At 53.0% G+C, this 18,082-nt stretch carries 16 protein-coding genes and 2 tRNA genes; 11 read left to right on the forward strand and 7 right to left on the reverse strand.

The window, feature by feature from the left end; genetic code table 11:
- A partial coding sequence (locus VB712_RS09280) for a M14 family metallopeptidase (RefSeq protein ID WP_323254280.1) occupies positions 1–995 on the reverse strand: 995 nt, incomplete at its 3' end.
- Positions 996–1,256: 261 nt separating this feature from the next.
- Here VB712_RS09280 and VB712_RS09285 point away from each other — a divergent pair.
- Together VB712_RS09285 and VB712_RS09290 are read left to right on the forward strand one after the other, a co-directional pair.
- On the forward strand, positions 1,257–3,422 hold the full coding sequence (locus VB712_RS09285; protein WP_323254281.1) for an ATP-binding protein: 2,166 nt from the start codon (positions 1,257–1,259) through the stop codon (positions 3,420–3,422).
- A 103-nt stretch (positions 3,423–3,525) separates the two neighbouring features.
- Positions 3,526–4,902, forward strand: a complete 1,377-nt coding sequence (locus VB712_RS09290; RefSeq protein WP_323254282.1) for a diguanylate cyclase domain-containing protein — start codon at positions 3,526–3,528, stop codon at positions 4,900–4,902.
- On the opposite strand, the gene VB712_RS09295 is transcribed toward VB712_RS09290, so the two are convergent.
- Together VB712_RS09295 and rpaB are read right to left on the reverse strand one after the other, a co-directional pair.
- Positions 4,893–5,543, reverse strand: coding sequence for a cofactor assembly of complex C subunit B (locus VB712_RS09295; protein WP_323254283.1), 651 nt, complete (start codon positions 5,541–5,543; stop codon positions 4,893–4,895). The two genes, VB712_RS09290 and VB712_RS09295, sit on opposite strands and share 10 nt — an antisense overlap.
- 7 nt (positions 5,544–5,550) lie before the next feature.
- The gene (gene rpaB / locus VB712_RS09300; RefSeq protein ID WP_323254284.1) at positions 5,551–6,279 is read right to left on the reverse strand and encodes a response regulator transcription factor RpaB; all 729 of its coding nucleotides are present in this window, start codon (positions 6,277–6,279) and stop codon (positions 5,551–5,553) included.
- Positions 6,280–6,713: 434 nt separating this feature from the next.
- On the opposite strand from rpaB, the gene radA reads away from it, so the two are divergent.
- The gene (radA, locus tag VB712_RS09305; RefSeq protein WP_323254285.1) at positions 6,714–8,165 is read left to right on the forward strand and encodes a DNA repair protein RadA; all 1,452 of its coding nucleotides are present in this window, start codon (positions 6,714–6,716) and stop codon (positions 8,163–8,165) included.
- Between the two features lie 47 nt (positions 8,166–8,212).
- Here the strand turns inward: radA and VB712_RS09310 are convergent, their stop codons facing one another.
- Positions 8,213–8,794: a Spy/CpxP family protein refolding chaperone gene (locus VB712_RS09310; protein WP_323254286.1), complete on the reverse strand. Its 582-nt coding sequence runs from the start codon at positions 8,792–8,794 to the stop codon at positions 8,213–8,215.
- 484 nt (positions 8,795–9,278) lie between these two features.
- On the opposite strand from VB712_RS09310, the gene VB712_RS09315 reads away from it, so the two are divergent.
- From VB712_RS09315 to VB712_RS09335, 5 genes are all read left to right on the forward strand, one after another.
- Positions 9,279–9,806, forward strand: coding sequence for a hypothetical protein (locus VB712_RS09315; RefSeq protein WP_323254287.1), 528 nt, complete (start codon positions 9,279–9,281; stop codon positions 9,804–9,806).
- A gap of 233 nt (positions 9,807–10,039) precedes the next feature.
- Entirely contained in the window at positions 10,040–10,981 is a 942-nt protein-coding gene (era, locus tag VB712_RS09320; RefSeq protein WP_323254288.1) for a GTPase Era, read from the forward strand.
- A gap of 16 nt (positions 10,982–10,997) precedes the next feature.
- A complete protein-coding gene (locus VB712_RS09325; protein WP_323254289.1) occupies positions 10,998–12,329 on the forward strand; it encodes a GTP-binding protein in 1,332 nt (443 codons plus the stop codon).
- Between the two features lie 7 nt (positions 12,330–12,336).
- Entirely contained in the window at positions 12,337–13,494 is a 1,158-nt protein-coding gene (xseA, locus tag VB712_RS09330; RefSeq protein WP_323254290.1) for an exodeoxyribonuclease VII large subunit, read from the forward strand.
- 65 nt (positions 13,495–13,559) lie between these two features.
- Positions 13,560–13,631 (forward strand) — tRNA-Gln (locus VB712_RS09335).
- Between the two features lie 161 nt (positions 13,632–13,792).
- Here VB712_RS09335 and VB712_RS09340 read toward each other — a convergent pair.
- Positions 13,793–14,167: a hypothetical protein gene (locus VB712_RS09340; protein ID WP_323254291.1), complete on the reverse strand. Its 375-nt coding sequence runs from the start codon at positions 14,165–14,167 to the stop codon at positions 13,793–13,795.
- Positions 14,168–14,221: 54 nt separating this feature from the next.
- Positions 14,222–14,293: transfer RNA gene (locus VB712_RS09345), tRNA-Val, on the reverse strand.
- A 192-nt stretch (positions 14,294–14,485) separates the two neighbouring features.
- On the opposite strand from VB712_RS09345, the gene VB712_RS09350 reads away from it, so the two are divergent.
- The 3 genes from VB712_RS09350 to VB712_RS09360 all read left to right on the forward strand — a co-directional run bounded on the left by VB712_RS09350 (position 14,486) and on the right by VB712_RS09360 (position 17,039).
- The gene (locus VB712_RS09350) at positions 14,486–14,944 is read left to right on the forward strand and encodes an NUDIX hydrolase (protein ID WP_323254292.1); all 459 of its coding nucleotides are present in this window, start codon (positions 14,486–14,488) and stop codon (positions 14,942–14,944) included.
- Positions 14,945–15,051: 107 nt separating this feature from the next.
- Positions 15,052–15,879, forward strand: coding sequence for an alpha/beta hydrolase (locus tag VB712_RS09355; RefSeq protein WP_323254293.1), 828 nt, complete (start codon positions 15,052–15,054; stop codon positions 15,877–15,879).
- The gene (locus VB712_RS09360) at positions 15,876–17,039 is read left to right on the forward strand and encodes a glycosyltransferase family 4 protein (protein WP_323254294.1); all 1,164 of its coding nucleotides are present in this window, start codon (positions 15,876–15,878) and stop codon (positions 17,037–17,039) included. Before VB712_RS09355 ends, VB712_RS09360 begins: the two co-directional genes overlap by 4 nt.
- Here VB712_RS09360 and VB712_RS09365 read toward each other — a convergent pair.
- Positions 17,036–17,902: a pentapeptide repeat-containing protein gene (locus VB712_RS09365; protein ID WP_323254295.1), complete on the reverse strand. Its 867-nt coding sequence runs from the start codon at positions 17,900–17,902 to the stop codon at positions 17,036–17,038. The two genes, VB712_RS09360 and VB712_RS09365, sit on opposite strands and share 4 nt — an antisense overlap.
- Positions 17,903–18,082: the final 180 nt, after the last annotated feature.

An 18,082-nucleotide genomic window follows, 5' to 3' on the forward strand; every position in this document is an offset into this window, starting at 1 on the left:
CGTTTGAAATTCAATATAATCACCATAACACGACTGGCCCAAGGAGGGCGACTAAAGTCCCTCGTGTCGTCTTTCATCCCCGCAATAAATTGACGTTGCTCTAAGACTCCCGCACTATTTTCGTAAATGCGCAGATCTGCTGGGGGCATCTCTTCATCGGGCTTATAACTGTGGGGGCGCAGGAGCACGCCGCTCATCGTGTGGAAGGAAATGGCGGCGGTGAGGTTGCGGGCTTGGGCAATAAACTCAACAGCGGCCCGCACCTCCGGTTCTGAGGTGGGGTAGGGGCCGGCTCCCGGTTGTTCGGATTGCGATCGCCAGGCCGCCGGAAAATTGCGGTTAAAATCTAACCCCTCCGGTACTGGCCGACGGGGAATGAGCAAGCCATCATAATTCAGAATTTCCCCCTCCGGCAGCAGCCGGTAATAGTCTCCCCCCGTTGCCGTCGGTTCGCGGGGAACCATGAGGCGGGGATCGGCGGGGTAGGCTTGCCAATGGCCTTGGGGATCGGGAATGCGCATCAACAGAATCCGCCCATCCCCATCCATATCCTGGGGGATTAACCCCTCAGGCAGGGGATCGGGATCCGGATAAAGCCTTGTTCCGGAGCGGACAAAACGGGGGCGATCGCCTAACGCCCACTCGGCCCCATCGGGGTTGAGGCGGGGGCAAATATAAAAGGCACGAGTATCTAAACAGCGCGTAATCTCAGGATCCTGGCCGTATTGAGTGACCAAGGTATGGATGAGATAAAGGGCTGCGGTGGAGGCCGCCACCTCAATACTGTGGATATTGCCATCTACCCATAAACTGGGTTTGATCGCAGCGGCTCCCGTCGCTTGGTTCGTCACGGTCAACAGCCAAATCTCCCGCCCCTCATGGCTTTGGCCAATACTCTGACATTGGAGAAGCTGGGGATAGGCTTGGGTATAGGCGATCAGATGCTCCCGGAGTTCATGGTAACGATAGTAACGGTCAAAGGTGGGGGGAACCATAGCGGGGCAAAAGGGAGACCAGCGCACTATTCTATCAAGAAAATGGGTAGAGGCAGAATTCTCTAGGGCGTAATCGTAATCTCCTGAAATCTTTGGTGTAGCATGGATGGTAAACGTTAGAGTTATGATGATTTGCTTCCCGATCTCCCTTCAATCACAGCCCATGATTTCCAGGAATTCTCCTTTCATCCCATTAGGGTAAAGATTGCCATTTTGCGTCAAGGAGAAGGCTTCCGTCCCCCAGTAGAGCAGTTAATCAGCATGAAAACTGAGGCATTAGAAACACTGACCAAGCAGGAACTGATTCGCTGTATTCAAGCATTGAAACAAACGGGTCATGATTCAAAACAGAGTGGCTGCTCTCATGCAGCCTATGAGCGTATTGCCGATCTAGAGCAGCAACTTCAGCAAAAAAACCACCAATTGGCCAATTATATCCGGCAGATTGAAACCCTCACCGCTGCTGTGGCTGCTGTGGAGGAGGGGCAATTTACTACCCAAGGATTACAAGCGATGGGCGATCGCCCCGATGAATTGGGGGAACTCGCCCGCTGTTTTCAGCAGATGATTGGCAACTTAAAATCTCGGGAGCAGCAACTGGCGGAAGCCAAGGAGCAATTGGCCGCCGTGCTCAATGCTGTGCCGGGAACCATTGCCTGGATCAGTGCAACGGGGCATTACATTGGCGTAAATCGCCATTTAGCGGATATTGTCAATCTTGATCCTCAGGATTTTGAAGGCAAAGAACTGGGGTTTTTAAATAGCTCTTCAGATTTTACCCAATTTATTAACGCCTTTTTACGCAGCCCTGCCACATCTTTGACCACGGAGTTACCCATTCCCGTGCGGGGCCAACTTTGCCATTATATGTTAGTGGCGCAAAAATACCATCAAGGCCAGGCGATGGTGTTGGTGGGTATTGATATCACCGAAAAACAACAATATTTTAATCATTTAGAGCAACGGGTTGCAGAGCGCACCCTTGAGTTAGCCATTGAAAAAGAGCGGGCGGAGGTAGCCAACCAAGCGAAAAGTACATTTATTGCCAATATGAGCCATGAGTTACGCTCCCCCCTGAATGCCATTTTGGGCTTTGCCCAGTTAATGATGCGATCGCCTCATCTCGATCCGGAACAATTGGAAAATGTCACCATCATTAACCGCAGCGGCGAACATCTGTTAAACCTAATCAATCATGTCCTCGATTTATCAAAAATTGAAGCAGGAAAAACTGCCCTTGCGCCTAAGAATTTTGATCTGCATCGCCTCCTTGATGATCTCGAAGATATGTTTCATCTCCGAGCAGAGAGTCAGAATTTACAACTGATTTGCGATCGCTCCCCCCAAGTTCCCCGCTACATTCGCACCGATGAAGTCAAACTTCGCCAAGTCTTAATTAATCTCCTCAATAATGCGATTAAATTCACTAAAATTGGGGGCGTATCGGTACAAATTGAAAGCGAGCCTGCCCTTGGCGAGACCCAAGCGATTACCTTCAGCGTCAGTGATACCGGCGTGGGCATTGCCCAAGAAGATCTGACCCAAATTTTTGAAGCCTTTGGCCAAACCCAAGCGGGTCAAGAATACCAAGAAGGAACAGGCTTAGGACTACCGATTAGTCAAAAATTTGTCCAACTCATGCAAGGCAATATTGAAGTTGAAAGCCAAATCGGGGTAGGCAGCCGCTTCTACTTTACAATCCCGGTGGAAGTGGTTGATCGCCAAAGTATCCCGGAATCCCGCACCCCCCAACGCCGTGTCCTCACCCTGGCCCCCAACCAACCCCAATATCGTATTTTGGTTGTAGATGATCAAGAAAGTAATCGACGGCTTTTGCGTAAACTATTGGCATCCCTTGGATTTGATGTGGAAGAAGCAGAAAATGGCCAAGCGGCGATCGCCCAATGGCAAGCCTGGCAACCCCATTTAATTTGGATGGATATGCGGATGCCCGTCATGGATGGCTATGAAGCAACCCGGCGGATTAAAAGTACCACCCAGGGCCAAGCCACCGCCATCATTGCCCTCACCGCCAGTGTATTAGAGGAGGAAAAAACTGTCGTCCTCTCCGCAGGCTGTGATGATTTTATCCGCAAACCTTTTTTGGAAGACACCATTTTTGAAACCATGGCCAAGCATTTAGGGGTTGAGTACCTCTATGCCGATACGCAAGAAACCCCCAATGACACCCTGATTCCCCCCCTGATCCCGGAAACCTTTGCCGCCATGCCTATCCTGTGGCAAACTCAACTTTACCAAGCGGCAACCGACTGTGATGATGAACATCTCCGGCAATTAATTGCAGATATTCCCTCTAGTCAAAGCGATTTGATTCATGCCCTCACGCATCGGGTGAATAACTACCGAATGGATGAAATTTGTGAAGCGCTGCAAGCTACGATTACAGCCTGTTCAGAACCAATCTGAATCCATGCTTAAAATCTCTCTGCCGGAAAAAGGGATTTAATCTGAGCATAACGGCTGAAGCAATGGTGAATAATCTGTACTCATTTTCTTGATCTTTAAATTTATGACTGTTAAACAATGCTCAGGGAATATCCTCATCGTTGATGACTTGCCCGAAAACTTAAGGGTTCTGTCCCAAATGTTGGAAAATCAAGGCTATAAAGTTCGTAAAGCCATCAATGGTAAAACCGCTTTGCGGGCAACCCAATCCACGCCCCCGGATTTGATTTTACTCGATATTCAAATGCCTGAAATGAATGGCTATGAAGTTTGTGAACAGATCAAAAAAACGGCGACTACCCAGGATATCCCGATTATTTTTATTAGTGCGCTGGATGAAGTGTTTGATAAGGTTAAAGCCTTTCGGGTGGGGGGGGTTGACTATATTACCAAGCCATTTCAAATTGAAGAAGTCCTGGCCCGGATTGAAACTCAACTGACAATCCAAAAACAAAAGCAACAGCTTCAATTGGAAATTGAACAGCGCCGAGAAGCGGAAGAAGTGCTTTATCAATCCCGGGCTATTTTAGCCAGTGTTTTAAATGCTTCACGGGATGGGATTGCGGCAATGCAGGCCCATCGCAATAATTTAACCGGCGATATTGAGGATTTTCGCTGTTTAGTGGTTAATCCGGTGATTGCTCAACTATTGGGCCATCGGAAGGAAGAGTTAACGGGTAAAACTGTCCTGAAGCAGTTCCTGAGTCGCATTGAACCCCGTTTATTTGAGGCCTTTGTGGCGGTGGTGGAAACCGCTGATCCCCTTGAGCAGGATTTCCGCTATTGCCATGAGGGCGAAAACCATTGGTATAACATCACAGCGGTGAAATTAGGGGATGGTTTTTCGGTGACGATTCGGGATATTACGCAACAGAAGGAAATTATTCTTTCCCTTCAGGATCAAAATGAAGAGTTGGCGGAACTTTCCACCATTGACGGTTTAACCCAAGTGGCTAATCGTCGCTATGGGGATATTTATCTTTATCAACAGTGGCAACATTTAATCGAAGAGGGGCGATCGCTCGCCTTAATCCTCTGCGATGTGGATTGCTTCAAAGAATATAACGACACCTACGGCCATCAAGCCGGGGACACCTGTTTAACGCAAATTGCCCAAACGATTAAAAACTTTCTCCGTCGCCCGGAGGATCTGGTTTCCCGCTATGGGGGGGAAGAGTTTCTCGTCATTTTGCCCAATGCCGATGTCAACTGGGGGATGCAGGTGGCGGAACTGGTGCGCACGTCTGTCCTGGCCTTGGAAATTCCCCATAGCTCTTCGGTGGCGGATCAATTTGTCACCGTGAGTATGGGGGTGGCGGCCATGTGTCCCAGTCAGAGCTTGACTATGGATGCGCTCATCGAACAGGCAGATCAGGCGCTCTATAATGCCAAACAATCGGGCCGCAACTGCACGATTATCGCCCCAGGGATTCAATCTTGAAATTCTTCTGTAAGGCTATTGGCCAATTTATCCGCCAACCCCGCAATCCAGCGTTCATCCTGCTGCGTATAACTGCGGGGAGCATTGGCCCCCAAAATTAATGCCCCTTGATGGCCCAAAGGTTGACAGATTAACCCTTGGGTATTGCTGGGCAGATAATCAAATTCAATGCGACCGGGATAGAGTTTGAGGGCCACTAAATAGACAGGTTTTTGTTGTTCCATCACCCGCTTGAGGATCGCCTTGGGGGTGACATCGGCTTTGGGGGGGAGGATGCCTCGCCGCAGCAGGACTTGACCTTGGTAATAGACGAGGAGCGATCGCGTTGCGGTATTGGTGAGCAATTGATGGGAAATCCAAGCCAATTCCGTTTGTAGAGCCGGGGAAAGCGTCGGGGCAAAACTCAAGACCTCCTCTCCTTCTAGCTCTACCACTTCCGGGGGTTGGGGCTGGATCTGCTGCCAAAGCAAGCCAATCAGGATCAATAATGCACTCAGTAAAATTCCCAGAGCATCAGAGCGAGATTGAGTGGTGCTGATGTCAACCGTTAGGCTCCGATTGATGAGCAACAATATTCCCCCCATCACACCGACAACGAGGGGCAGTTTTCGTAAAACTCGGTTGGGATCAGCAGCGGCCATGATCGGGTTATTCTTCCCCCGGTTCGAGAATGCGCTGGAAAAGGTAGCCGGTTCCCCTGGCGGTGAGAATTAATTCGGGATTGCTGGGATCATCCTCCAGTTTGGCCCGTAGCCGCGAAATATGCACATCCACCACCCTTGTATCCACATGGCGTTCAGGGGTATAGCCCCACACCTCTTGGAGAATTTCGGAGCGGGAAAAGGCTTCCCCGGAACGGCTCACCAGTAACTCCAGCAGACTAAACTCCATGCCCGTGAGGCGGATCCGTTCATCGCCTTTATAAACTTGGCGTTTGTTGGTGTCGATTTTAATCGAACCCACTTGAATTACGCCGGAACTGGGGATGCCCGATGCACCATTTTTATCCACTCGGCGCAGCACCGAACGAATGCGGGCCTCTAGCTCCTTAGGGGAAAAGGGTTTCACTACATAGTCATCCGCCCCTAGCTCTAAGCCGGTAATCCGATCTGCCACATCACCTAGGGCTGTGAGCATAATAATCGGAATATCCGATTCTTTGCGCAGTTCTTGACAAACACCATAGCCATCAAGCTTTGGCATCATCACATCTAAAACGACTAAATCTGGCTCACTGATGCGGAAGGTGTTGATGGCTTCTTCGCCATCAGCGGCGGTGACGACATCGTAGCCAATCATGGATAGACGAGTTTCCAAAATGCGCCGGATACTCGCTTCATCGTCAACAACAAGAATTTTTTCTTTATGAGTTTCCAATGAACTCAACACTCCTTATCTGTTCTGGGACGGTGATCTGCAAGCCATTAACGGCGTAAGCGTTAGGGCTTGCGGTGGGGTGGACATGAACTCCTGAGGTTCAACCAGGAGGCTTAGGGATTCAGTGATCTCTTCAGGTAAACCCTGATACAAATCCCCGAACCGAAGGCTGATGCCCCAGCCTGTGTAACAAATCTTATCTGAATATTATCCTGTCTGGGGGGAATCTCAAGGGTTGATCGCGATCTTTTTGAAGAATTGTCGCTGATTTTAAGATTCTTTTTAGGGTTTTTGGGGGGGAATTCTGGCCAGTTGTGGGCAGAAAGGGGGGCGATCGCTCCTTTTGGCCCATCGACTTGGGGGCAAGGCGGTAGATTTACCAGCAGTCCCGGGGGGGACGGGCTACATTGAAGGGGTGAAATTCCAGAGAGGCGATGGCGAAACCGCGAACCCTTTATCTCTGTCGTGAATGTGGGGCGGAATCTTCCCAATGGTTTGGGAAATGCCCCAGTTGTGGCACGTTTGGCACGTTGGATGAGCAGATTCAGGCCCCAGCAACTACGGCTCATCCTGGCCGCACGAAGACGAAATCTCCAGTGGGGCAAAAAAAACCTCACCCCCGCCAAGCCCAGCGGTTTTCTGAGATTTCTGATGAAGCAACGTTACGGATTAGCTCCGGTTCTGGGGCGTTTGACCGGGTGCTGGGGGGGGGGATTGTGCCGGGGTCTTTGGTGTTGATTGGTGGGGATCCGGGTATTGGCAAATCGACGCTGTTGTTGCAAACGGCCAATCAGTTGGCGGGGGGGGGCGATCGCGTCCTCTATGTCAGTGCGGAGGAGTCGGGGCGACAAATTAAGCTGCGGGCGTTGCGGCTCCAGGGGGATCAGGCTCCGGAGGCGGCAATTCTTGATCAACACCTTTATATTTTGCCGGAGACAGATCTAGAGGATATTTTGCGGGAAATTGAGGCGTTGCAACCGGCGATCGCCATTATCGACAGTATCCAAACCGTTTATTTCCCCGCTCTCACCTCTGCGCCGGGATCGGTGTCCCAGGTGCGGGAATGCACTTCGGCGTTGATGCAGATGGCGAAGCGGGCCAATATTGCGATGCTGTTGGTGGGCCATGTGACGAAGGAGGGGGCGATCGCTGGCCCTCGCGTCTTGGAGCATTTGGTGGATACGGTGCTGTATTTTGAGGGCGATCGCTATGCTTCCCATCGGCTGCTGCGATCGGTGAAAAACCGCTTTGGGGCCACCCATGAAATCGGCATTTTCGACATGGGCGATCGCGGCCTTTTGGAAGTCCCCAACCCTTCCGAATTATTTTTAGGCAATCGGGAAAGCCCCACCCCAGGGACAGCAACGATTGTGGCCTGTGAAGGGACGCGGCCCATTGTCGTGGAATTGCAGGCTTTGGTCAGTCCGACGAGCTACGCCTCCCCCCGTCGCTCCACCGCTGGTGTGGACTACAGCCGGTTGCAGCAAATTTTGGCGGTGTTGGAAAAACGGGTGGGGATTCCCCTTTCTAAACTGGATGCCTATGTTTCCTCCGCCGGGGGGTTGGCGGTGGCGGAACCGGCGGCGGATTTGGGGATGGCGATCGCCGTCGTGGCCAGTTTTCGCGATCGCCTCGTCGATACCCACACGATTTTGATCGGCGAGGTGGGTTTAGGGGGGCAAGTGCGATCGGTGACGCAAATTGAATTACGTTTACGGGAAGCCGCCAAGTTGGGCTTCAAACGGGCGATCATTCCCCAAAACCAAGCCTACAGCGAGGGCCTCGGTTTGGAGATTATCCCGGTGAGCCGGGTGATTGATGCAATTATCGCCGCTCTGCCCCCCCAAGCCCGCTACGATGCTTCCCCGGAGCGGGAGCAAGGTTAATGCGAAAAATCCCCGCAATTGCTGGCATTGCGGAGATCAGGTAATGATTAACGATTCATCGGCCGAGCATTGGGACGATTGCTAGGGCCTTGGCCCGTACCATCACCATTGCCCGGGCGGTTGCCGGGGCCGCGACCCATGCCCCCCATCTGGCCGCGCTGACTGTGCATTTCCTGCAATTTCGCCTGTTGTTCCGGTGTCAGCACCTCATGCACCGCCATCATCGTCGAAAAATGGCGATCGCCCATCTGTTGGCGCAAGGCCTGCATCCGGTCATGTTGCGCCTGTAACTCCGCTTGCGATGCGCCACTGGTCATCAGCGTATGCATCTGTTCGCGGGCCGCTTCCATTTCCTGCAACAGCGGTTCATTGGCAGTCTTCGCCTCCGCAAAAATGTTTTGGATTTGGCTCCGCTGGGCATCACTTAAGCCCAGTTGATCCGCCATCCGCAACAGGCGTTCACCGGGTTCGCCCATGGGGCCCATCCCCGGCTGGCCGGGAGGACCCGCTTGGGCCACCTCTACAGGCACAGCGTTAGCCTCAGGCATGGGGGGCGTGAATAACATCCAAGCAGCCAGGGGAGCAGCAACGGTGGTAATCGTCAGTAAGGTTAAAGCGTAGCGTTTCATTAGGTTTAATCCTGTCTTAGTCTGTAAGGGTCAATCTCAGGGATTGCTTTGAATACTTTCATCCTAGAGAGTTTCCCCGCTAATGCCCTGAGTCGATGGGTTCAAATTCCCTAGGCCTTTCTGGGGGGGCGGATCGTGACTTTTGGCCCATAGGTTAAGGGAGAAATGGGTTCAGATTGCCCATGATTAAGGGTTTGGGGGCGATCGCCTCTGGTGAAAATCACCACCGGCATTGTAGGTAAAGACCGAGTGTTTTATTGATTTCTAGTGATTTTGAGATTAACCATCATGGATTTATATCCAAACCCACTGTCTATCTCTATTGTGCATCTTAGTTACCATAGTTATTAAGCTGTTGATTTTTTAAAAAAACTGACTATAATAAGGCGATGCTTGCCTATCAAAATATTGCTGTCTCCAATATCGACGATGGCAATTCAACTTTTAATTGATCGTTCTTTTTTGGTGAGGAGTTGCCTGTCCTATGAAAATCTCGAAAATTTTAGTTCTGTTGGTAGCGACTTGCTTTTTAGCAACGACTGTTGTTGCCTGTGGCGGTGGTAATACCGATAGTGCTGGCGAGTCTGAAGAGAGTGAAGAAGTAGCAGAAGAGGCAGAGGAGGAAGAAGTCTCTGCGGATGAAGCAGCGGAAGAAGAAGTAGCTGAAGAGGAAGAAGCGACAGAAGGGGAGGAAGTCGCAGCAGCGGAAGGCGAAGAAGAAGGTGAGGTTGAAGCGGTTGAGTTTACCCTTGTCAACGAAACCGATCGCCCCTTGACTGAATTTTATGTTTCAGCACCTGAGGACGAATTATGGGGAGAAAACTTAATTCCCGAAGGGTATATCCTTGCCTCTGGTTCCGAAGTGGGCGTGATCATTGATGATGGTCGCCCGGGTTGTGACTACGACATTAAGGGTGTTTTAGGTGAATCTGAGGATGGTTCTGTGGGTGCAGGAGAACTGATTCACAGTGGGGTAGAAATTTGTGATGGAGCGGTCTACACCTACAAATAACGGTAGTCCTACAAGCTTGACGTTAGTTACTGTTAAAATCCTTGCTGTATAAGGCTTTTAGCTCAGGATCATTACCTATTTTGGGCAGTACCCCAAATAACTTCGTTGCTGGGTGCATCTGCCTAGGGGGCCTTGTTGCGGTGGGGTAGCTTCCGCATCAGGCTAGAGTCGGGCCTGCCAAGGTCATCGGCCCCTTGTTTTATGATGGAGGCATGATTTATCCCACCGCCTCCATGACCTCACTCCCTGCTGATTTGATTACCGTTCCCCAGGCTCCCCCCGGTTTTAAATCGGGGTTTGTGGCCATTGTGGGGCGGCCCAATGTGGGGAAATCCACGCTGATGAATACGTTGGTGGGGCAAAAAATTGCCATCACTTCCCCCGTGGCCCAAACCACCCGCAACCGGCTGCGGGGGATCCTCACCACCGATCAACAGCAAATTATTTTTGTTGATACCCCCGGTATCCATAAGCCCCACCATGAATTAGGGCGGGTGTTGGTGCAAAATGCCCGCGCTGCCATTGATGCGGTGGATTTGATTTTGTTTGTTGTCGATGGTTCCGTGGAACTGGGGGGGGGCGATCGCTTCATTGTCGAACTCCTCAAAAAAAGTAAAACTCCCGTGCTATTGGGGCTGAATAAAGCCGACCAACAGCCGGAGGAAGCTGAAGCCATGGATCGCACCTACGCCGATGTGGCCGATGCGGAAGGCTGGGCCTGGGGGAAATTTTCCGCCCTCACTGGGGAAGGCTTAACGGAATTACAGGGGGAATTGGGCGATCGCCTCGAACCCGGCCCCTACTATTACCCCCCAGATCTCGTCACCGATCAACCGGAACGGTTCATCATGGGGGAACTAATCCGTGAGCAACTCCTGCTGCTCACCCGTCAAGAAGTCCCCCACTCGGTCGCCATCACCATTGATCGCGTTGAGGAATCCCCCGAAATTACCCGCGTCCATGCCGCCATCAATGTGGAACGGGGTTCCCAGAAAGGCATCGTCATCGGTAAAAATGGAGCCATGCTCAAGGCGATCGGCACCGCCGCCCGCGAACAGATCCAAAAACTGATCGCCGGCCCGGTGTACCTCGATCTCTTCGTCCGCGTTCAACCCAAATGGCGACAATCCCGCCTCCGGTTGGCGGAATTGGGCTATCGCGTTGAACAGGATTAGCCCCCGATTAACCCCCATGTCTTCCCCCGACCAAGCCGCCCAACGCAGTCTCCAGCAAACGCTGCAATGGTATAGCAGCTTTCACCGCCACGGCCGCTATCGCCCTAGCCCCGAACTCCAAGCCGCCGTCCGCCCCCAACTGCAAACCCTCCAAGCCGCCTTAACGAAACTGGAACACAACGCGATCCGAATCGCGGCCTTTGGGTTGGTGAGCCGGGGGAAATCGGCGGTGCTCAATGCCTTGATGGGGGAGCAAACGCTGATCACCAGTCCGATTAATGGCGAAACGAAATACCCCCAATCGGTGCGGTGGCAGGTGGGGGATGGGGTGCAAATTGAATTGATTGATACGCCGGGCTTGGATGAAATTGCCGGCCAGGCGCGGGCCCAAATGGCCCAGGATGTGGCGCGGCAGGCGGATTTAATCCTGTTTATTGTGGCGGGGGATATGACGCGGACGGAGTATGAAGCCCTGCGGGATTTACGCCAAAGCCAGAAGCCATTAATTTTGGTTTTTAATAAAATTGATCTTTATCCAGAACTGGATCAGGGGTTGATCTATCAGCAGTTACAGCGGTGGGCGGGGTCGGGAGCAGAGGATCGGGCGTTACAGGCGTTGCTGTCTCCGGCGGAGGTGGTGCGGGTGGCGGCGGCTCCGGCTCCGGTGTTGGTGCGATCGCAATGGCCCGATGGCCGCATTCAGGAAACCTGGGAAACGCCGCCCCCGAATATTGAACCGCTGCGGGGGAAAATCTTGGAGCTACTCCAACGGGAGGGGCGATCGCTCCTCGCCCTCAATGCTTTAGTCCAGGCAAGGGAAGCAACGGAAACCCTGGTGCAAAAAACCCTGGAACTGCGGGCTACGGAAGCCGAGACGATGATTCTACAATATGCGCGGTGGAAGGGGTTGATCGTGGGGTTAAACCCGATTGTGGTGTTGGATGTTTTAGGGGGGGCGATCGCCGACCTCGCCCTGATTCGCAGTTTAGCCAAACTCTACGGCCTGCCGATGACCAGTTTTGCGGCGGAAAAATTATGGCGAAAAATCCTGTTTAGTTCCGGTACGTTGTTACTCTCAGAATGGGGCAGTACCTTGGTATTGGGAGCGGGAAAAACCGCCAGCCTCGGGGAGCCTTCCCTCTGGGGAACCTGGACAACCACCGCCCTTCTCCAGGGGGGTTTAGCCGCCTATGGGGCCTATGTGGTGGGCAAAGTGGCCCAGCAATACCTTGAACAGGGTTGCACTTGGGGAGAAGGGGGCATCAATACAACCATCCAAACCATTCTCAACCAAATGGATCGCCACATGGTACTCGCCCGTCTCCGTCAAGACTTGCAACATTTTTAAATCAACCATGGACACGCTCAACAATGCCCTTTCGGTGGCAGGTTTAACCGATTACCTGAAAAGCACCCTCGAAGAAGACCCCAACCTCCGCCATATTTGGGTGGTGGGGGAGGTGACAGCGGCCAAACAGCATCCGGTGGGGCTATTCCTGACGTTGGGCGACCCCGATGCGGAGGCCCAAATTCAGGGGGTGGTGTGGAATGGGGTGCGATCGCGCCTCAAGCATCAACCCCGACCCGGCGAACGGGTGGCGGTGTTAGGCTCCCTGAGCCTCTATAGCAAACGGGGGGAATATCGTCTCCAGATTGTCCAAATTCTCCCCCAGGGGGAAGGATTCCAGGCGCTGCGCTTGCAACAGTTGCGATCGCGCCTCGCCGCTGAAGGCCTCTTTGATCCGCTGCAAAAACGCCCCCTTCCCCCCCATCCCCAAACCATCGCCGTGATCACCGCCCCCACTGCTGCGGCTTGGGGAGATATCCAACGCACGATCTCATCCCGCAATCCGGGGATAACGCTCCTGTTTGCCCCCGCCACCGTCCAGGGGGAACAGGCCCCCCCTAGCATTGCCGCCGCCTTTGCTCAGGTGGAGCGGGATGGCCGGGCGGAGGTGGTGATTTTGGCACGGGGGGGCGGTGCCACGGAGGATCTGGCTTGTTTTAATGATGAGCGGGTGGTGCGGGCCATTGCGGAATGTACCCGCCCGGTGGTGACGGGGATCGGCCATGAGCGGGATCAGACGTTGGCGGATCTAGTGGCGGATGTGAGCGTGCATACGCCGACGGCGGCAGCGGAATGGGTGGTTCCCCTGGCGAGTCAGCAATGGCGGGAGCATCAACAGCGGGGCGATCGCCTCCATCGTGCCTTTACCCATCGCCTCAACCAAGAACAAAACCGCCTCACCCAATTAAAAACCCGCCTTGGCCGTCTCCCCCATCAAGCCCATAGCCTCCAACAGGCCCGGATTCGCCATCAAATCCTCCGGGAAAAACTAGCGGCCCTTGATCCCCATGGGGTTTTGCAACGGGGGTATGCGATCGCCCAATATCCCCAAGGGGGTTTACCCTTGGTTGCGGATCTGCGGGGGGGAGAAACGTTAATTTTGCATTTGGCCGATGGTCAAGTGGAGGTGCGGGTGATGGCCATTGGAACAGATCCGAAAAAATAAGCCGAAAACCTTGACAAAATCCCGAACGACGCTGCTATACTTACAAAGGTTAAAACAAAACGTATTGGGGCGTCGCCAAGCGGTAAGGCATCGGGTTTTGGTCCCGACATTCCCAGGTTCGAATCCTGGCGCCCCAGCTTTCAAAGGCGAGAAGCATTGACTTCTCGCCTTTTTGTTGTCTTGGAGCGCATTGTTGTCTTGGGGCGAAAAATTTTTGTGCCTCCGGCAGGCTTACGCCAACGCCCCTACAGGGATCCTCTAGATCGACGACCGATTCAGCCGACCACTGAATGCCCCATTAAACCCGCGTTAGGAGTTGATTGAGAATCTCCTGGCCCCGCCCATTAAACACCTGCACCCGAATCGTGTGGGGTTCACTGGGTCGCCAAGCCACCTGATAACGAATATCACCATTGCGCCAAGTATAAATACGCCGTTGGGCATTGCCGCCCACCGTTGCCCCTTGCAGGCTAATGCTGCTCCCGTTGCGCTTATGTTCACCATAATAGGTGAGTGTATTGTTGTAGTAGTCGATCGCAACGTACCAAGTGCTATTGGCAAAGTTGCCCACCGGCAAGCTTTGTGCCTCTACGGCTGCGGGCCAACTCCCCTGAACGACCAAGGGCGTACCTAATCCCAAAAGCGCAATCAGTGCGAATTCACTTACTTTCATCGGTCTATTACCAAAAAGGGTTAAACCGTTCCAGTATATTCGCGTTCTTAAAAATGGGCGATACTGGATTTGAACCAGTGACCCCTTCCGTGTGAAGGAAGTGCGCTACCCCTGTGCTAATCGCCCGTAGTCCTTTACCTTAAGGGACAGGAATCAAGCTTGTCAAGTCTTTTCCTCGGCAGTAGGGGCGAAAAATTTTTAAGGGCGAAAAATTTTTCGCCCCTACAACGATTTGGGAGAATGTCCCTATTCGCATCGCGTACCGATCAATGCTACAACCAGATTCCAGATAGCCTAACGTTGCAGAGGGATGGAAGAATGTTGCGCCGCTGGAAGCAGTTTATTTTTACCGTCCTGGGGATTATTTTTCGTCATCCGGTCACAGGCACAACGCTGATTCCGATTTTGCCTGATGGTCGCATTGTTCTAGTCCGGCGACGGGATACGGGAACTTGGGGGTTGCCCGGTGGTTTAATTGATTGGGGTGAAACCATCTCCGAATGTGCCGGGAGGGAACTCAAGGAAGAAACCGGCCTGGATTTGGTGGCGATTCAGCGCCTGGTGGGGGTTTATTCTGCCCCTGATCGCGATCCCCGCTTGCATTCCCTCAGTATTTTGTTGGCGGTGACGGTGCGGGGACAGTTTGCGGTGGGGGATGCGGTGGAAATTAGCCATGTGCAAGCCTTTGAGCGCGATCGCCTCCCCTTGGGTAATCTCAGCCATGATCATGACCGCCAACTGCAAGATTATCTCAAGGACTTAACCACTATTGCCTAGGAAAACCCTGAACCGAGAAAAATTTTTTTGCAATTTGTAAAATTTGTGAAATCATGGGTCACAACGCTTACTAAAATTGCTCGCTTCTTAGTAGTTGAATGATTACAATGCAGGCTCCGCCAATTCGCATCGCTCGCATTCGCCTTGCTCAAGGGCAAATCTTTTGGCGTGAAGTGGGCAAAGGCTCAACGATTATCTTTCTCCACGGCGCATTGACTAACGGCAGTCAATGGCTGCCGATTTTAGACCAATTGGGCTGCCGCTACCATTGCATTGCTCCGGATCTCCTGGGTTGTGGGGAATCAGAATCGCCCCCAGCGGCCCAGTCCATTCATTCCCAAGCGGAATGTTTAGCGGACTACATTGAAGCCCTCCATTTAGAGGATGTGTATTTGGTGGGCCATTCCATGGGGGCTTGGATTGCCTCCCATTATGCGATCGCCCATCCTGAGCGGATCGCGGGGATGATCCTCCTCGCCCCGGAGGGGGTGGATTTGCCCGATCGCCACCAACGTTGGGCCCAAGAATTGCAACTCACCAGCCCCATGCCCCTCATTCCCTGGGGTCTCAAGTTGATTAAACCTTTCAGCAAACTGTTCAACCGTCACCACAGGATCAGCCAACTTTTAGATTATCGCCATCAACTCCTGGCCTGTCCCACCAGTTGCCGGTTGTTGTTTAAGCGACGGGAAGCCGAAATTGCCCAGGAGATGCTCAATGAGAAATTAGGGGATTTGAAAACCAAAATCCTCGTTTTACAAGGGGGCCAGGATCACCCGATGCAAATTCTCCAAAGTAAGACCTATACCAAGCTGGCCCCCTATGCCAAGCTGCGGATGCTCAAAAATGGCGGCTGGGATTTGGTGGAGCAATGGTCGGAGCAGGTGGCCCGGGAAATTGAACAATTTTTAGTGACGACGGTGACAAGGCGATGAGCCATGTGCTGATCATTGCTTCGCACCCGATTCCCTACATTGCCCCCCTGTTTCGGGAAATGGTGGCTCAGGGGTGGTCTTTTGAAGTGGTTTATTGCTCTGGGGAGGGTTTGGAGGCTTATCAGGATCAGGATTTTGGCGAGGCGATCGCCTGGGATCTCCCCCTCCTCTCTGGTTATCCCGCCCAAATTTTACCCAATCAATCCCCTTGGCCGGGCTTAGGGCGGTTTTGGGGGTTGTGCAATCTTCAACTTTGGCAACAGGTGAGGGGGGCGGATGTGGTGATTTGTTATACCGGCTATGTTTACGCCAGTTTTTGGATTGCGGCCCTCAGCGCCCAATGGCATCGCAAGGGCTTTATTTTTAGCAGCGATGCCCATAGCCTCGCCTCCCGCCATGGCCAAACCTGGAAAGCTAAACTGAAACCCTGGATTTTACCCTGGCTCTACGGTGTGGGGGATAGTATTTTAGTTTCCACAGGCTTGGCGGTGGAGATGGTGGCGGGTTTGGGGATTGAGCGCGATCGCATTTTTTTCACGCCCTTTGTGGCGGATAACGCTTGGTGGCTAGCCCAATCGGCTCAGGTGGATATTGCCGCCGTGCGGGCGGAATGGGGGATTCCCCTCGATGCCGTCGTGATCATCTTTTGTGCCAAGCTTCAGCCCTGGAAACGGCCCGCTGATCTCCTCGCTGCCTTTCAAACCGCCAATGTTCCCAATAGTTATCTCCTCTACATTGGCAATGGCCCCCTCCGGGACGAACTCACCAGCCTGGCCCAGGGGGATGAGCGGGTACGGTTCCTCGGTTTTTGCAATCAAACACAATTACCGGCGATCTACACAGCGGCGGATCTGCTTTGCCTCTGCTCCGATTATGAACCCTTTGGCGTGGTGGTCAATGAGGCGATGCTCTGCGGTTGTGGCGTGGTGGTGAGCGATCGCGTTGGGGCGCGGGAATTGGTGGAGCCGGGGAAAACGGGGGCGATTTATCCCTGTGGCGATCGCCCTGCCCTCAAGGCTGTTTTACAGGATCTCCTAGCCGATCCCCCCCGGCTCCGGCAAATGGGCCAAGCCGCCCGCGAGCGCATGGCCCAATGGTCGCCCCGGCAAAATGTTGCGGCTCAAGGGGAGGCGATCGCCCGCGTTCTCCAAAATCGCTAAACCGCCCAACTTAGGGTTGGCTCAACCCGACGAAAACTCAACCTTGGCGTTTCTGGAATCTGAATTTGGGCCCCCTCCCAATCCACCCCACTGAGGATCGCCCGCTCCCAATTTACCTGTTGCAATGTGGCTTGCTTGAGAATCGCATCCGTAAGATTAGCCCGCTCTAAAGAAGCTCCCGACAAGTTCGCTTGCGTGAAGTTCGCCCCCTGAAGATCCGCCCCCTGGAAATGGGCCGATTGGCAGTTGGTCGCCGTCAGATTGGCCCCGCTCAACTTCGCCCCCTGGAGGCGGGTATCGGTGAGGTTTACCCCTTCAAGATCCATCCCACTGAGATCCACATCCCGGACAAAGGCCGCGCTCAAATTAACACCATTGAAAGATGCGCCGCTGACATTCGCTTCACTGAGACGCGCTTCTGCTAAATTCGCCCAATTGAAATTACTGCCGCTGAGATTAGCTTGACGGAGATTGACCTTTTGGAGATTGGCCCCACAAAGGTTTGCGCCCCAGAGATTAGCGCGGCGCAGGTTCGTATGACTGAGATTGGCCCCTGCTAATTTAGCGCGGGGGAGTTTGGCCTGCACCATAAAGGCCCCCGAGAGATTGGCTTTGGTTAAATCCGCATCCGCCAGCTTACTATCGCTGAGTTTAGCGCATTGCAAATCTGCCCAATTCAAACAGGCTCCGGTGAAATCCGCTTTCGTCAAAAAGGCGCGACTCAACTGCACACCCCGTAAATTGGCTTCGCGAAAGTTGACCCCGATCAGGGTTTGACCCCGCAGGTCTGCACCACTGAGGTCAATGCCACTGAAATCACGTTGGCCGCGCTCATATCGTTGGAGAAGTGAATGAACATCCATAGGGGCAATTCACTAAATGGGGTGGAAAAGCCAGCGATCGCCCGACAACCCTGACGCATCTTCGCTATCTTTTGCCTATTGTAAGGGCGATTTCTGCTGCCTTGAATCTCAAGCCGCCAATCTCCCCCAATTGTTTAAAAAAGTTTAAAAATCTACAATCCTCACTCTCCTGTTGCCATC

This window comes from Spirulina sp. CCNP1310 (genome assembly GCF_034932185.1).
Taxonomy (GTDB): Bacteria; Cyanobacteriota; Cyanobacteriia; order Cyanobacteriales; family Spirulinaceae; genus Spirulina.

Excerpts from the sequence above, each read along its gene's own strand:
- VB712_RS09285 (WP_323254281.1), top strand. The coding sequence starts at position 1,257 with ATGAAAACTGAGGCATTAGAAACACTGACCAAGCAGGAACTGATTCGC.
- VB712_RS09290 (WP_323254282.1), top strand. The coding sequence starts at position 3,526 with ATGACTGTTAAACAATGCTCAGGGAATATCCTCATCGTTGATGACTTG.
- VB712_RS09295 (WP_323254283.1), bottom strand. The coding sequence starts at position 5,543 with ATGGCCGCTGCTGATCCCAACCGAGTTTTACGAAAACTGCCCCTCGTT.
- radA (WP_323254285.1), top strand. The coding sequence starts at position 6,714 with ATGGCGAAACCGCGAACCCTTTATCTCTGTCGTGAATGTGGGGCGGAA.
- VB712_RS09310 (WP_323254286.1), bottom strand. The coding sequence starts at position 8,794 with ATGAAACGCTACGCTTTAACCTTACTGACGATTACCACCGTTGCTGCT.
- VB712_RS09315 (WP_323254287.1), top strand. The coding sequence starts at position 9,279 with ATGAAAATCTCGAAAATTTTAGTTCTGTTGGTAGCGACTTGCTTTTTA.
- era (WP_323254288.1), top strand. The coding sequence starts at position 10,040 with ATGACCTCACTCCCTGCTGATTTGATTACCGTTCCCCAGGCTCCCCCC.
- VB712_RS09325 (WP_323254289.1), top strand. The coding sequence starts at position 10,998 with ATGTCTTCCCCCGACCAAGCCGCCCAACGCAGTCTCCAGCAAACGCTG.
- xseA (WP_323254290.1), top strand. The coding sequence starts at position 12,337 with ATGGACACGCTCAACAATGCCCTTTCGGTGGCAGGTTTAACCGATTAC.
- VB712_RS09340 (WP_323254291.1), bottom strand. The coding sequence starts at position 14,167 with ATGAAAGTAAGTGAATTCGCACTGATTGCGCTTTTGGGATTAGGTACG.
- VB712_RS09350 (WP_323254292.1), top strand. The coding sequence starts at position 14,486 with ATGTTGCGCCGCTGGAAGCAGTTTATTTTTACCGTCCTGGGGATTATT.
- VB712_RS09355 (WP_323254293.1), top strand. The coding sequence starts at position 15,052 with ATGCAGGCTCCGCCAATTCGCATCGCTCGCATTCGCCTTGCTCAAGGG.
- VB712_RS09360 (WP_323254294.1), top strand. The coding sequence starts at position 15,876 with ATGAGCCATGTGCTGATCATTGCTTCGCACCCGATTCCCTACATTGCC.
- VB712_RS09365 (WP_323254295.1), bottom strand. The coding sequence starts at position 17,902 with ATGGATGTTCATTCACTTCTCCAACGATATGAGCGCGGCCAACGTGAT.